13 protein-coding genes are annotated in these 13918 nt (G+C 69.1%); 7 read left to right on the forward strand and 6 right to left on the reverse strand.

From position 1 onward, the window contains the following. Positions 1–79: 79 nt before the first annotated feature. Complete coding sequence (locus tag RZE77_RS06420) at positions 80–1141, forward strand: purine-nucleoside phosphorylase (RefSeq protein WP_319441155.1); 1062 nt, start codon at positions 80–82, stop codon at positions 1139–1141. Positions 1142–1147: 6 nt separating this feature from the next. Here the strand turns inward: RZE77_RS06420 and RZE77_RS06425 are convergent, their stop codons facing one another. Then, positions 1148–1828, reverse strand: coding sequence for a TIGR02117 family protein (locus RZE77_RS06425; RefSeq protein ID WP_319441156.1), 681 nt, complete (start codon positions 1826–1828; stop codon positions 1148–1150). 13 nt (positions 1829–1841) lie between these two features. Continuing rightward, positions 1842–3092: a Y-family DNA polymerase gene (locus tag RZE77_RS06430; RefSeq protein ID WP_319441157.1), complete on the reverse strand. Its 1251-nt coding sequence runs from the start codon at positions 3090–3092 to the stop codon at positions 1842–1844. A gap of 108 nt (positions 3093–3200) precedes the next feature. Between RZE77_RS06430 and RZE77_RS06435 the strand changes: the two genes are divergently transcribed. Together RZE77_RS06435 and RZE77_RS06440 are read left to right on the forward strand one after the other, a co-directional pair. Continuing rightward, positions 3201–4046 carry an RNase A-like domain-containing protein gene (locus RZE77_RS06435; protein ID WP_319441158.1) on the forward strand — a complete coding sequence of 282 codons (846 nt, stop codon included), beginning with the start codon at positions 3201–3203 and terminating at the stop codon, positions 4044–4046. A 19-nt stretch (positions 4047–4065) separates the two neighbouring features. After that, entirely contained in the window at positions 4066–4344 is a 279-nt protein-coding gene (locus RZE77_RS06440; RefSeq protein ID WP_319430475.1) for a contact-dependent growth inhibition system immunity protein, read from the forward strand. Between the two features lie 46 nt (positions 4345–4390). Here RZE77_RS06440 and RZE77_RS06445 read toward each other — a convergent pair whose 3' ends face one another. Further along, a complete protein-coding gene (locus RZE77_RS06445) occupies positions 4391–5029 on the reverse strand; it encodes a hypothetical protein (protein ID WP_319441159.1) in 639 nt (212 codons plus the stop codon). Between the two features lie 109 nt (positions 5030–5138). Between RZE77_RS06445 and RZE77_RS06450 the strand changes: the two genes are divergently transcribed. Beyond that, positions 5139–5702: a putative glycolipid-binding domain-containing protein gene (locus RZE77_RS06450; RefSeq protein ID WP_319441160.1), complete on the forward strand. Its 564-nt coding sequence runs from the start codon at positions 5139–5141 to the stop codon at positions 5700–5702. Here the strand turns inward: RZE77_RS06450 and RZE77_RS06455 are convergent. Beyond that, the gene (locus tag RZE77_RS06455) at positions 5699–6703 is read right to left on the reverse strand and encodes a Bug family tripartite tricarboxylate transporter substrate binding protein (protein ID WP_319441161.1); all 1005 of its coding nucleotides are present in this window, start codon (positions 6701–6703) and stop codon (positions 5699–5701) included. The two genes, RZE77_RS06450 and RZE77_RS06455, sit on opposite strands and share 4 nt — an antisense overlap. Further along, positions 6700–7620 carry a LysR substrate-binding domain-containing protein gene (locus RZE77_RS06460; protein WP_319430482.1) on the reverse strand — a complete coding sequence of 307 codons (921 nt, stop codon included), beginning with the start codon at positions 7618–7620 and terminating at the stop codon, positions 6700–6702. Before RZE77_RS06460 ends, RZE77_RS06455 begins: the two co-directional genes overlap by 4 nt. Positions 7621–7740: 120 nt before the next feature. Here RZE77_RS06460 and RZE77_RS06465 point away from each other — a divergent pair, with 120 nt between their 5' ends. From RZE77_RS06465 to RZE77_RS06475, 3 genes are read left to right on the forward strand one after another with little or no spacing between them, the layout of a single operon-like run. Next, the gene (locus RZE77_RS06465) at positions 7741–10479 is read left to right on the forward strand and encodes a tannase/feruloyl esterase family alpha/beta hydrolase (RefSeq protein ID WP_319441162.1); all 2739 of its coding nucleotides are present in this window, start codon (positions 7741–7743) and stop codon (positions 10477–10479) included. Continuing rightward, on the forward strand, positions 10479–11831 hold the full coding sequence (locus tag RZE77_RS06470) for an alpha/beta hydrolase (protein ID WP_319441163.1): 1353 nt from the start codon (positions 10479–10481) through the stop codon (positions 11829–11831). The genes RZE77_RS06465 and RZE77_RS06470 overlap by 1 nt, the downstream gene beginning before the upstream one ends. Positions 11832–11861: 30 nt before the next feature. After that, positions 11862–12845 (forward strand): tripartite tricarboxylate transporter substrate-binding protein, encoded by a 984-nt coding sequence (locus tag RZE77_RS06475; protein ID WP_319441164.1) that lies wholly within the window; start codon positions 11862–11864, stop codon positions 12843–12845. Between the two features lie 57 nt (positions 12846–12902). Here RZE77_RS06475 and RZE77_RS06480 read toward each other — a convergent pair whose 3' ends face one another. Further along, on the reverse strand, positions 12903–13604 hold the full coding sequence (locus RZE77_RS06480; RefSeq protein ID WP_319441165.1) for an AP2/ERF family transcription factor: 702 nt from the start codon (positions 13602–13604) through the stop codon (positions 12903–12905). Between the last annotated feature and the right edge of the window lie 314 nt (positions 13605–13918).

Below are 13918 nucleotides of genomic sequence, written 5' to 3' on the forward strand. Positions count from 1 at the left end.
GACAATCGCCGCCTGTAGGACGCCGCAATCGCCGCTGGTGCGATGGAGGCGCTTTGTTCTTTCCTGGAGCCCCAAAGAAATGATGTTCTTCCATCGGCCGTTCTCGTCTTCGTGCGTGCGCTGGCTCTCGGCCTGCGGCGCGGCGCTGCTCGTCGCGGCCTGCGCCTCGCCGACCTCGCCGGTATCGGCTGCACGTCCAGCTACTGCTGTCGCGCCCGTCAAGGTGAAGGTCTTCGTCGCGGCCATGTTCGAGATCGGCCAGAACACCGGCGACCGGGCCGGTGAGTTCCAGCACTGGTACGAGCGCTACTGGAAGGGCGCCGCGCCCATGGCGGTGCCCGGCGCATTGCAGCCGGTGTACTGCAATGCCGACGGCGTGTGCGGCGCGGTGCTCGGCATGGGCAAGGTCAACTCGTCATCGTCGATGCAGGCCATCCTGCTGAACCCGCAGTTCGATTTCTCGCAGGCCTACTACGTGATTTCCGGCGTGGCCGGCACGCCGCCGGCGCGCGGCACCATCGGCGAGGTGAGCTGGGCCACCTGGCTCGTGGACTACGACCTCGGCCACCGCTGGGCGCCCGAGGAGAACAAGCCCGGCGAGCCCACCTTCATGCCGCGCAAGGGCTACGAGGAGTACCGCCGCTTCAAGCTCAATCCCGACCTCGTGGGCTGGGCCATGAAGCTCTCGTCCGACACGCCGCTCAAGGATTCGGAGAGCGCGCGCAAGTACCGCCTGCGCTACCCCGACGCGGCCGCGCGGCGCGCGCCCTTCGTGGCCACCGGCACCCACATGACCGGCGACACCTTCTTCCATGGCCCCGGCATGTCGAAGCAGGCGCAGTACATCGCCAGGCTCTACGGCGCCGACGACTACGTGATCACCGAAATGGAAGCCGCCGCCATCACGCTCGTGATCAAGCGCAGCCATGGCACCGACCGCGTGACGAGCCTGCGCGGCGCCGTCAACTTCGACCAGGGCAACCCGAAGGAAAGCACGCTGCAGCACCTGGACCCGGCGCCGGGCGAGACGGCGGGCGGCTTTGCCGAGACGGTGGAGAACATCGCGCTGGTGGGCACGCGCGTGGTGGACCACATCGTGGCCAACTGGCCGCAGTGGCAGGCCGGCGTGCCGAAGCCCTGAGCGGGTTCAGGGCCGCACCGGCTGCAGGTGCCATGTCACGTTGAAATCGAAGGGCGTCCACCGGCTCACCGTGACGCCCGCCTGCCGCAGGCCGCGGCCGGTCCAGGTGTTGCAGGTCTCGAAGAGGTGGTAGCCGCCTTCGGCTTCATAGAAGGCGTCGTCGTTGCCGTAGTGGGCGCCGGCAACGGGCGTCGCGTGGCCCGAGGCGAGCGTCGCTTGAACGTAGCCTGCGAGCTGCGCGTACTGCGCCTGCGAGAGCGGCAGGTGGAAGGCGTTCCTCTGCAATGAGGCGCGCGTGAGGTAGGTCACGTGCAGCAGCGCACGGTTGCCGCCGAGCAGGGCGCCCAGGGCGCGCGAGGCCGTGAGGTCGGCCCAGGTGGGCGTGTGCAGGTAGAACTCGCGGTCGCCCCAGCCGATCGCGATGAACTCGGCATCGGGCGGCACGGCCCTGAAGTGCGCGAACGGAAAGAGCTGCTGCCAGTCGATGGTGGCCGAGCGGATCGGAAACACCAGGTCGGTGTGGATGCCGTTGCTCAGCACCCAGGCCTGGACGGCGGGCGGCTGCGCGGGCGCCTTTGCATTGGCCGGCCAGAGCATCAGCGCGCAGGCCGCGCCCACATACAGCCCTGCGCCCAGCGTGAACCCCAGCAGTGTGAATGCGATGCGCTGGAGCCAGCGATTGATCACGGCTTCGGACGCTTCAGAAGAGCGACGCGGTGGCCGATGCAATCTCGGCTGATGCGCGCGAGGTCGGGCCGCCCGCGGGCGGTGCCATGGCCTCGGGGCTGCCGGCCTTCGCAAGCGCGCCCACGCGCACGCCCAGCAGGCGCAGGGGCCGATCCAGCGGCACGCGCTTCAGGCACAGCCCGCCGACCTGGCGGATGGTCTTGCCGTCGGCGGTGTGGCGCTCGATGGTCTGGTCGCGCGTGGCGATCTTGAAATCGTCGTAGCGCAGCTTGATACCGATGGTCTTGCCCACGTAGCCCTTGCGCTGCAGGTCTTCGGCCACCTTCTCGCACAGGTGGGTGAAGATCGCGCCCAGCTCGGCGCGGTCGCGCACCGCATGCAGGTCGCGGTCAAAGGTGGTCTCGCGGCTCATCGACACGGGCTCGCTCTCGGTCACCACCGGCCGGTCGTCGCGGCCCCAGGCCACCTCGTGCATCCACGCGCCCGTGGACTTGCCGAAATTCTGGATCAGCCAGTCGCGCTCGCGCGCCGCGAGCTGGCCCACCGTCTCAATGCCGAAGCGCTTGAGCTTCTCGTCGGCCTTGGGCCCGATGCCGTTCACCTTGCGGCAGGGCAGCGGCCAGATGCGCGTCTGCAGGTCGTCTTCGTAGACCACCGAGATGCCGTTGGGCTTGTTGAACTCGCTCGCCATCTTGGCGATGAGCTTGTTGGGTGCCACGCCGATGGAGCAGGTGAGGCCGGTCGCGTCGAGGATGGCCTTCTGGATGAGCCGCGCGAGCGAACGGCCGCCTTCACGCTGGCCGCCCGGCACGTCGGTGAAGTCGATGTAGACCTCGTCCACGCCGCGGTCTTCCATCAGCGGCGCGACTTCCCTGATGACCTGCTTGAAGGTGCGCGAGTACCTGCGGATCTCGTCGAAGTCCACCGGCAGGATGATGGCCTGCGGGCACAGCTTGGCGGCCTTCATGAGCCCCATGGCCGAGCCCACGCCGAACTGCCGCGCCGGGTAGGTGGCGGTGGTGATCACGCCGCGGCCCACGTAGTCCTTCAGCCGCGGAAAGGCATCGACCGGAATGTCGGCCAGCGTGCCGCCTTCGGGCACGTGGCGGATCGCCTCGTCCACGCTGCGCCGCCCGCCGCCGATCACCACCGGCAGGCCCTTGAGCTGCGGATAGCGCAGCAGCTCGACCGACGCGTAGAAGGCGTCCATGTCGAGGTGGGCGATGCGGCGGATCGGGGGGGCTGGAACGGTCGGGGAGCTCACGGCATGGATTGTCTCGCGGCCGGGCGATGTTCGCCTGCCGGGCGGCGCCATGCAAGAATGCGGCCGGTTTGCAGGCTGGCCCTCCGATGGCATGGAAAGGGAAATGGCATGGATGACGAAGTCGAAGGCTTGAGCGTCGCGCTGACGCCGGTTCAGATGGCGGCGGTGCTGGGCGGGCAGGAGGTGCCCGAATCCGCGAGCCTGAGCAACCGGCTCTGGGGCACCGTGGGGCTGGTGAGCGGCGTGGTTGAACTGGTGGGCGCCGGCATACTCTGCGTCGCGCCCGAGCCCACGATGGTGACCAAGGCCGGCTGCGTGGTGCTGGGCGTGCACGGCTACGATACGCTGGCAACCTCGAGCCGCCAGGTCTGGACCGGCACCCCGCAGCGCACGGCCACCGCCGTCACCGCCAGCTCGGCGGCCGAGGCGCTGGGCGCCTCGCGCGAAACGGCCGACGGCATCGGCCTTGCGGTGGATGTGGCGGTCCCGTTGGCCGTGGCTTCCGGGCTGGTTGCCGCGCGAGTGATCGCGGTGCGCGCCAGCAGGTTTCGCCTGGAGCCGGTCAACCTGCGGCTGCATGAAGGACCGGTGGGCACGAAGATCGGCGGCCACACGATCCGCGAGCATGTCGGCAAGACCGAGGTGGAGCTTTTCGAGCGGTTGGTGAACAAGCCGTCGCTGCCCAAGGCGTCGTCGTTCCACAACCTCGACATCGCGGAGCGCGCCATCAGCGCCACTGTTCGTGCCAACGCCAGAGCCATCAAGGCGTGGTCGCGCTCGGCCGCCGTGGGCTCCAGGCCCATGGTGTTCGAGCACAACTTCGGCAGCGTGGTGGGCATCGGCGTCCAGCGGGGCAGCACCGCCGTCAGCCAGCTGAGCAACGTGCGCGTGATCCTGAACATGAAGAGCTACAACGGCATGCCGTACTACATACTGACGGCGCACCCCTTCTGAAACCAGCAGCCGAATCACCATGAAGCGCTACGAACTCATCGAGAACCTCACCGAGGTTTACTTCGGCCAGGATTACGATTATTTCGGCGAGACCGGCGCCGAAATCATGGCGGAATACCGGAAGGCGTGTACGCCCGCCGAACTCGAGGCGTTGCGCGCCGAGATCGTCGATTTCATGCGCTCGCACCCGGATCTGGAAACCGACTTTCCGCGCCGGTTCGAGCGCCCCGCCCAGCCGGAAGACTTCGGATCCACCATCCGCGAATTCCTGGAGAGCGTGCTCGCCGCGCTGAAATAGCGGCGGGCGCCCATCCGGTTACCTCGGTGCGCGGCGCTGGCAATTTTCAGCGCAGATCGAGTGCCCCGGCCGCTTGCGCCTGGCCGCCCAGCCACGCATCCGGTCCAAGCTCTTTCGCAAGATAGGCCATGAGCCTGGCGGTGCGCTCGCGCAGCGGGGCAATGCGGGCCTGGAGGGCCGCCCTGGGCAGCGCAACGGCCTGGCCGGGCTCATCGCCGGCATCGGGGTTGCTTTCGCGGATGTAGAGCGTACCGTTGTGGGCCCAGGCCTCCACCGCCCAGCCCTGGTCCTGGTCGTCGTAGACCAGGCCCTCGCCGTACCCTGCCACGGCGGCAAGGAAGGGGTCCATGGCAGAGAAAGTGTCGTACCAGGGGAAGGACAGGTGAATGCCTGCCTCCTCGTTGTCGAGCCGCAGCGCCATCCAGAAGTACTGGCGCACCTGGTGCGGTTTCAGCGCGTGCTGCCGGGCCAGTGCGGCCACCCGGGCGTAGTACGCGGCAAGCTCTGCCTCGTGCCCGACGGCCTCCGAGCTGCGCGCCAGCAAGCGCGAGGCGCGAGGGAATTCCGGCAGAGCCAGCGGCTCGGGCGGACGGTCCGGTGCCGCATCAAATTCGTCCCGCAGATGAAATGCGATCTCGGGTTCGAGCGAGTCGATCGGCCGGGCATCGGCGAACCAGGATTCCACTTGCGTGCTCCTCCGAATGGTGCCCCGCGGCGGAGGCGAATCTTCTTCACGATGCGGGGCATTGTGACAAGGCTTGCCTGTTGCGCCCGCTGGGGCCATCATCCGCGCCATGCAAACCGTCGCTTCCATCCTGTGGCGCAGGCTCGATGCACCGGGCCATGACGCCTGCCGGCTCGAGCGCAACGCAAGCGCGTGGCAGCTCGACGGTGCCGCCGTGTTCCGCTTCGAGGACGGCCGCATCGGCCAGCTGCACTACCGCGTGCGCTGCGACCTGCACTGGCACACGCAGTGGGGCACGGTGCGCGGCTGGCTCGGCGGCAGCGCCATCGACCTGGCCATTGCCCGCGATGCGCGCGGCCACTGGAAACTCAACGACGAGGCGGTGCCCGATCTGTCGCACTGCACCGACCTCGACCTGGGCTTCACGCCCGCCACCAACCTGCTGCAGCTGCGCCGGCTCAACCTGGCAAAGGGCGAGGGCGCCGACGCGCCGGCCGCCTGGGTCGACCTGGACGGCGGTGGCGTGCTCAGTGAGCTGAGGCAGCGCTACGAGCGAACCGCCGCCGACGCCTATGCCTACGAGGCCAAGCGCTTCGACTATGCGGCCACCTTGCGCATCACGCCGGATGGCTTCGTGCGCGACTATCCCGGCCTCTGGAGCGCCGAAGCCTAGTCGAACTGCGAGCGGTCGCCCGCCACCAGTTCGCGGTTGCGCCGCCGGTCGATCGCAATCTCGCGCGCGAAGTCTTCGCTCGGGCCGCCGGCCGGAATGTTGTGCGCGTCGCGCAGGCGGGTGTGCAGCGGTTCGCTCCGCAGCAGGCGGTTGATCTCCGCATTGAGGCGCTGAACCACGGCCGTTGGCGTACGCGCCGGCGCGAAGATGCCGAACAGCGAATCGCGGTTGGCCTTCTCGAAGCCCAGCTCCGCGAGCGTGGGCACCGAAGGCAGCACTTCGATGCGGGCCGGCGCGCCCACGGCCAGCGCGCGCAGGCGGCCGCTTTCGATGTACTGCAGCTGCTGCGCCGCGACGTTGGTCGACAGCACCTCGAACTGCCCGCTGAGCGCGTCGTTGAGCTGCGGACCGCCGCCCTGATACGGGATGTGCGTGATGTCGGTGCGGCTTTGCATGCGCACCTGCGCCAGCACCATGTGCCCGATGGTGGCCACGCCCGAGCTGGCCCAGCGCAGCGCGCCCGGGCGGCTGCGCGCCATGGCGACCAGGTCGCCGAAGCTGCGGCCCGCGAAGGCCGGCGTGCCGACCACCAGCACCGGCGTTCGCATGACGCTGGCCACGGGCGCGAAGCTGCGCAGCGGGTCGTAGGCCACGCGCGCGAGCAGCGGCTGCAGCGTGAGCGGGCTGATGGCCGAGAAGGCGAGCGTGCAGCCGTCGGGCGCGGCGCGCGCGAGCACGGCCATGCCCACGCTGCCGCCCGCGCCCGCGCGGTTCTCGACCAGCACCGGCACGCCCAGCGCCTGCGCGAGCGGCTCGGCCAGCGCGCGCGCCATGCCGTCGCTCACGCCGCCGGGCGGATACACCACGATCAGCCGCACCGGCCGCTGCGGCCAGGGCGGCGCGGCGGCGTGCAGCAGGCGCGGCAGCGCGCACGAGGCCGCGAGCAGCGCGCCCATGCGGCGCACGAAGCGGCGGCGCTGCAGCAGCATGCGCGTGCTCATGAGCGCGGGTGCTCGCTCGCGAGCCGGCGCAGCAGCGCGGCAAAGTGCTGCGCGGGCAGGTTGTCTTCCTCGGCGCGCAGCACCAGCGTGAGCGGCGCGTCGAGCTGGCCGCCGTCGGCCAGCCGCGCATAGGCGATGGCATGCGCATGCACGCCGCTCATCGAGGCCGGCACCACCGAGAGACCGACCCCCGCGGCCACGAGGTTCAGGTTGGTCATCATGCGATCGACTTCGGCCACCACGCGCGGGCGCAGGCCCTTGGCGTGGCACAGCGCGAGCAGATCGGCATAGAGGCCGGGCGCGCCGGGGCGCCGCACCAGGATGATGCCTTCCTCGCACAGCCTGGCGAGCGGCAGCGCACGCGAGGCCTTGCTGCGCGCGAGGGCGAGCCGATGGTCGATGGGCATGGCCACCAGCACCGGCTCGCGCAGCAGCGTTTCGAACACCAGGCCTTCGGGCCGCGCCACCGGCACGCGCAGCAGGCCGCAGTGCAGGCGGCCGGCGGCCAGCGCCTCGGTGAGTTCGGCCGCGTTGTCCTCGCGTAGCTGCAGCTCCACGTCCGGATGCGCGCGGCGAAAGGCGCGCAGGGCCTCGGGCATGAAGCGGTGCGCCGCGGCCGAGCTCGTGAAGCCCACCGCCAGCGTGCCGGCCTGCCCCTTGGCCACGCGCGCCATGCGCTGCTTCATGGCTTCCATGTCCTGCAGCATGCGCAGCGCCTCGGCCTGGAACAGCCGGCCCGCGTCGGTGAGCGCCACGCCGCGCGGATGGCGCCTGAACAGCAGCACGCCGAGTTCGCGCTCCAGCGCCTTGATCTGCTGGCTCAACGGCGGCTGCTGGATGCCCAGCTGCTCGGCGGCGCGCGTCATGTGGCCGGTGCCGGCCACGGCCGTGAAGTAGCGCAGCGCTCTGATGTCCATATGTTTTTTGTATTGAAAGTGCCTTGTTATTTTATTTGACCCGAAGTCACCCGTGCACCTATCGTCCGGCCGCCTGTTCAATAAAGCGGTCCTTCGAGGCCGCATGCCGGAGACAAGTCCATGCGCACACCGCGCCCCTCATCGATGATCCGCGCCGCTTTCCGCGCCTGCCGCCCGCTCGGCACCGCGATCGGCATTTCCCTGGTCCTGGCCGCATGCGGCGGTGGAGGAGGCGGCGGCAGCGGCGGCTTCTTCTTCCCGACGCAGCCCGCAGGCAACACCCCGCCCGACGCCGACCCGCCGGACAACCCGCCACCTGCCCCCGTGGTGCCGGTGCTCTCGTGCGCGGAGCTTGCCGGCAAAAGCCTGCCCGCCTCGGCGATCGGCCTGCCCACGCAGGGCGCTACCGTCACCAGCGCCACGCCCGTGGCCGCGGGCGACGCCGGCAATCCGATGGGCGACTACTGCCGCGTGCGCGGCACCATCCAGCCGGTAGCCCCCGCTGCGCAGGCGATCAACTTCGCGCTCAACCTGCCCGAGAAGTGGAACCGGAAGACCATCCACTTCGGCGGCGGCGGTTTCGACGGCGTGCTCATCGACGGCACCGAGACCATCCGCTTCGGCCCGGCCGGCAAGCCCGCCCCGCTGGCGCTCGGCTATGCCACCTACGGCGACGATTCGGGCCACCAGGCGAGCAGCATCACCGATGGCCGCTTTGCGGCCAACGACGAGCAGCTGGCCAACTACGGCGGCCTGTCGCTCAAGAAAACCCGCGACGTGGCGCAGGCGCTGGTGCTCGCGCGCTACGGCGTCAGGCCGAAGAAGGCCTACTTCCTCGGCACCTCCACCGGCGGGCGCGATGCGCTCGGCTACGTGCAGCGCTGGCCGCTCGACTACGACGGCATCATCGCCAACGAGCCTGCGCTCAACTACACCGGCACGCGGCTGTCGAACGTGGCAGTGGGGCGCGCGCTCTACAGCAACGGCGGCGCGGGCTGGATGAACGTGGCCAAGACGCTGCTGGTGCAGAAGGCCGCGATGCAGGCCTGCGACAAGCTCGACGGCGCGGCCGACAACATCGTGAGCAACGTGGAAAGCTGCCGCCAGCTCAATGCGCCCATCCTTGCATCGCTGCGCTGCAGCGGCGGGCTGGACGCGGGCGACACCTGCCTGTCGGACGCGCAGATCGCCACCGTGCGCACCATCGAGTCGCCGCTCGAATTCACCCGCTACACGCTCGCCAACGGCGTGCGCCGCGCGGGCGGCTACAACCTGCTCGAGGGCGCATTGGTGGCCGGGCCGTACACCACGCGCGACCTCGGCACGCGCAAGGTGCCGGCCAATCCGGCCACCTCGGCCGATGCCAACATGTACGTCACGGGCGACCAGTGGGTGAAGTACTTCGTCACGCGCATCGACAGCTTCGACACGCTCGGCTTCGATCCGCTCGACCCGGCCGGCTACGCGGCGCGCGTTGCGGAGGTGTCGATGCTCATCGATGCGACCAACCCGGACCTCGCACCGTTCTTCGCGCATGGCGGGCGCATCATCATGCTGCATGGCCTGGCCGACGAAGTGATCAGCCCCAACTCCACCATCGACTATTACCGGCAGCTCGTCGCCACGCTGGGCCAGGCCGCGGTGGACGAGAGCGTGCGCTTCTACACCGTGCCCGGCATGGGCCATGGCACGGGGGTGTTCATTCCCAACTGGGATTCGCTCGCGGCGCTCGAAGGCTGGGTCGAGGACGGCCTTGCGCCCGCCACCGGCGTGGCGGTGGACGCCGTGGCCGGCACCTACGGCCGCACGCGCCCGCTGTGCCGCTTTCCGTCGTGGCCCAAGTACCGCGGCAGCGGCAGTCTCGATGCGGCGGTCAACTACAGCTGCGTGACCGAGGTGGGCGATCCGCTCGCCTGCCCGAACCTGCCCGCGGCCGCCACGGCCTACAAGGGCGGCAACGGCTTCGGCGAAGAACTCAGCGTGCAGGTCGATCCCGCCACCATGGCCTACACCGTGACCATCGACGCCAGCCTGCAGCGCGCCGCCGGCACGCAGCGCAGCGGCACGCTGGTGGCGCAGGGCCAGTGCAGCTACGCGAGCGCCGAGAGCGGCGCGGTCTTCAGCTTTGCGCCGGGCGGCGTGCTGCTCGGCGGCGTGAACGCGCCGGCCGGCGGCGGCTTCACGCCGCTGCTGGCCTTCCAGGCCACCTTCGAGAATGCGGCCACGCCCACGGTGTTCAACCCGGTGGCGAACATCTTCAATGCGGTGGGCGTGCAGCAGGGCAGCGGCGCGGCGGTGGCGCATGCCTCGTCGGTGCGGCTGCGCAATGCGGGCACCTTCCAGTACTGCCGCGATCCGGCCACCGGCCGCTTCATGGCCTACGACCCGAGCTGCACGCAGACAGAGAAGGGCTACATCAGCTACAACGCCGCGCGCAACGCCTTCGACCTGCGCACCACCTCGCCGACGGGCGGCGCCACCACCACCGGCGGCACGCTCGCTGGCTCGATGGTGATCGGCCTGGTCAACGGCAGCGCGGTGCCGCTGCACCTGGTGCGCGAATCGGCCACCAACACCGGCCTTCGGCTGCTGGCACCGCAGCAGAGCCTGATGGCGGGCGCGGCCGACGGCAGCTATGCCATGGCCAGCGTGCAGGGCGAAAGCCGCGAGGCCACGGTGGCGGGCGGCGCCTTCAACCTGGGCGGCGCCGCCGCGGCGCTGAGCTACGACACGCCGGTGCCCGGCGTGGTGCAGGCCGATGCGGGCCGGCCCGGCAATTTCATCTTCACCCACGGCGTTCTCGGCTTCGTCTCCACATCGGGAGCGGCCGCGGCGCTGGAACTCGGAGCACGGCATTGATGACCTATAGAAAACCGCTTCTTCGCACCTTCGCTTTCGCGCTGCTCGGCACCATGGCCGCACTGTCGGCCGAGGCCGCCGCCTGGGGCCCCAAGCCCACGGCCTGCCCGGCGCCGGTGCCTGCACAAACGCGCTGCTACACCGGCGACGATGGCGCCGGCGCGCTCTACTGGATCGCCATACCGCAGGCGTGGAACCGCGTGCTTGTGATGCACGCCCATGGCGGCCCCGAGACCGGCCCGCCCAGGCTCGAGCGCAGCGAGGCAGACCTGAAGCGCTGGGCCGTCACCGTGAAGGCCGGCTACGCATGGGCCGGCTCCACCTACCGCCGCGGCGGCTACGGCGTGACCATGGCCGCGGAGGACACCGAGCGCCTGCGCCGCATCTTCGTGCAGCGCTTCGGCCCGCCGCGGCGCACGCTGCTGCATGGCCAGAGCTACGGCGCGGGCGTGGCCGCGAAGGCGGCCGAGCTCTATGCACCGGCCGGCGATGCAAAGGGCGCGTACGACGGCCTGCTGCTCACCAGCGGCGTGCTCGGCGGCGGCAACAGCGCCTACGACTTCCGGCTCGACCTGCGCGTGGTCTACCAATACGTGTGCCGCAACCATCCCAAGCCCGACGAGCCGCAATACCCGCTGTGGCAGGGCCTGCCGATGGAGTCGAAGCTCACGCGCGCCGAGCTGGCCGCGCGCGTCAAGGAATGCACCGGCGTCGGCCTGCCCGCGGCGCAGCGCACGCCCGAGCAGGCCGCGCGGCTCAAGACCATCCTGTCGATCGTGAAGATCCAGGAGCGCTCGCTGCTGGGGCACCTGAACTGGGCCACCTGGCTGTTCCAGGACCTGGTGCAGCAGCGCCTGGGCGGGCGCAACCCCTTCGGCAACATCGGCGTGGCCTACCAGGGCTCGGCCGACGATGCGGCGCTGAATGCCGGCGTGGCGCGCTATGCAGCCGACCCGCAGGCCAAGGGCGCGCTTGCGGCCGACAGCCAGCCCACCGGCCGCACCGCGCTGCCCACGATGGCCCTGCATGCCATCGACGACCCCACGGCTTTCGTGGAACTAGAAAACGCCTACCGGCGCATCCGCGATGCCGCGGGCACGGGCGGCACGCTGGTGCAGAGCTTCAGCGCCGAGCGCGAGCACAGCTACCTGAGCGATTCGGAATACCCGGCGCTCTTCGAAGCCTTGATGGACTGGATCGACAAGGGCGAGAAGCCCACGCCCGCGGGCCTTGCGCAGCGCTGCGCGGCGCTGATGCCGCGCTACGACACCGACGGCAAGAACGGCTGCCACATCAAGCCCGAATGGCAAGCGCCGGCGCTCGAAACCCGCGTGCCTGCGCGAGCGCCCTGAATTTTTCTTTTTGACCTTGACGGAGACTCCATGAAAAAACTGTTTGCCCTTGCGGCGCTTGCCCTTGCCACTTTGGCTGTCGGCGCGCATGCGCAAGACTTTCCCGCGGGCAAGCCCGTGACCATCGTCGTGCCCTTTGCCGCGGGCGGCCCGACCGACCGCGTGGCGCGCGACCTGGCCGAGGCATTGCGCAAGCCGCTGGGCGGCGCGAGCGTGATCATCGACAACGTGCCCGGCGCGGGCAGCTCGATCGGCGCGGCCAAGGTGGCGCGCGCCGCACCCGACGGCTACACGCTGCTCCTGAACCACATCGCGATGGCCACCGTGCCCACGCTGGTGCGCAACCTGCCGTTCAAGGTGGAGAGCGACTTCGAATACCTCGGCATCGTCAACGACGTGCCGATGACGCTGATCGCCAAGCCCAGCCTTCCGGCCGGCAACTACGCGGAGCTTTCCGGCTGGATTGCCGCCAACAAGGGCAGGATCAACATCGGCAATGCGGGCATCGGCTCGGCCTCGCACCTGTGCGGGCTGCTCTTCCAGAGCGCGACGAAGACCGAGATGACGCCCGTGCCTTACAAGGGCACGGCACCGGCCATCACCGATTTGATCGGCGGGCAGATCGACCTCCTGTGCGACCAGACCACCAACACCTCGCCGCAGATCGAGGCGAAGAAGGTCAAGGCCTATGCGGTCACCACGCCCCGGCGCCTCGCGATGCCGCTGCTGAAAGACCTGCCCACGCTCGACGAAGCCGGGCTGAAGAACTTCCAGGTCACCATCTGGCATGGCCTGTACGCGCCCAAGGGCACGCCGGCCACGGTGCTGAAGAAGCTCAACGATGCATTGAAGGTGGCGTTGAAGGACCCCGACTTCATCAAGCGCGAAGAAGCGCTGGGTGCCGTGGTGGCCACCGATGGCCGTATCGAGCCCGAGGGCCACAAGAGGTTCGTGGCGGCCGAGATCGCCAAGTGGAGCCCGGTCATCAAGGCCGCGGGGGTCTACGCGGATTGACGAAGCGCGGCCTCAGTGGTCGTGGCGACGTGTCGTACCGGTGACGCAGAGCTCCCGTCAGCCACTCTTGAGTTCGAGCTGACGCCGACGCTCGGCAATGGCCAGGGCCTTGGCCTTCTCTTCTCCGTACTTCCTGATGGAAAAGGATTTGTAGTAAGCCTTGCCGTCCCCCATGTAGGTCTGCGCGACCCATCGGCCTGGGTCATTCGCCCCACCCTTCGCGCGTTGGAACTGCACCCCGGAAATTCCGCTTCTGTTGGTACTTCTGACGAGTTCTCCCCTCAAGATGGAACCAGGACAGTCGGGCGGCGGCGGTTGTAGCGGCGCCTCGCGCAACACTGCCTCGGCAGGATGCGGGGTCGTGAGCCCGACCATCTGCTGCAACTGCTTTTCGCGTTCGGCGATGGCCAGCAACTTGGCGTCCGAGCCATAGCGCCCGACGCTGAAATACTTGTTGAGTGTCTTGTCGGGTGAGACATGGGTCTTTGCGGACCAAGCCTTCGGTCTGCCGTCCGGACCCAGCGTGCATGTGACGCCAGTAAGACCCGATGTACTGTTGCGCCTGAGGATTTGTGCTCTCTGGCTCCGAGACGCTGGCGGGTGCGTCTTGACCATCTCGTCGCGCCAGGCCTGAGCGCGCATCAACGCGGCCTCCTCACCGCCGAAGATGCTGAAGCTGAACGATTTGCAGAACTCGGCGCCATTGCGTCGCAGTGCGACTTTCCAGCAGTCGCGCACGCCACGCGTAATGCCGTACATCGAGGCTGGCCGCTGTAAGGCAGGCTTGTGTGGGGTGCTCGTCATACTCTGGAGTCGGGGCAGGAGAGGGGCGCTGGACAAACTCTAGCGGCGCGTCTGCGGGGACGACAAGACGGAGGATGGGCACATGCGCGGAGCACGTGTATTTGTTCACGAATTTCCCGCGCGCCTGATGCGATTGCTACTTTCGGCTGCTGTGACCGGAGACGTGGAAATTACATAATCTCCCCACAAAACGGCCCCCCAGCCTCTGAGCGCGGCCAGGGAGCTTTCATGTCAATGTTCGATCGCGCGAGCTCGCTCGCCCGCGCCCG

The organism is Variovorax sp. SPNA7, assembly GCF_033807855.1.
Lineage (GTDB): Bacteria > Pseudomonadota > Gammaproteobacteria > Burkholderiales > Burkholderiaceae_C > Variovorax > Variovorax beijingensis.

Coding starts and splice junctions, on each gene's coding strand:
- RZE77_RS06455 (WP_319441161.1), bottom strand. CDS start 6,703: ATGAGCACGCGCATGCTGCTGCAGCGCCGCCGCTTCGTGCGCCGCATG.
- RZE77_RS06475 (WP_319441164.1), top strand. CDS start 11,862: ATGAAAAAACTGTTTGCCCTTGCGGCGCTTGCCCTTGCCACTTTGGCT.
- RZE77_RS06440 (WP_319430475.1), top strand. CDS start 4,066: ATGAAGCGCTACGAACTCATCGAGAACCTCACCGAGGTTTACTTCGGC.
- RZE77_RS06435 (WP_319441158.1), top strand. CDS start 3,201: ATGGATGACGAAGTCGAAGGCTTGAGCGTCGCGCTGACGCCGGTTCAG.
- RZE77_RS06480 (WP_319441165.1), bottom strand. CDS start 13,604: ATGTACGGCATTACGCGTGGCGTGCGCGACTGCTGGAAAGTCGCACTG.
- RZE77_RS06465 (WP_319441162.1), top strand. CDS start 7,741: ATGCGCACACCGCGCCCCTCATCGATGATCCGCGCCGCTTTCCGCGCC.
- RZE77_RS06460 (WP_319430482.1), bottom strand. CDS start 7,620: ATGGACATCAGAGCGCTGCGCTACTTCACGGCCGTGGCCGGCACCGGC.
- RZE77_RS06450 (WP_319441160.1), top strand. CDS start 5,139: ATGCAAACCGTCGCTTCCATCCTGTGGCGCAGGCTCGATGCACCGGGC.
- RZE77_RS06420 (WP_319441155.1), top strand. CDS start 80: ATGATGTTCTTCCATCGGCCGTTCTCGTCTTCGTGCGTGCGCTGGCTC.
- RZE77_RS06470 (WP_319441163.1), top strand. CDS start 10,479: ATGACCTATAGAAAACCGCTTCTTCGCACCTTCGCTTTCGCGCTGCTC.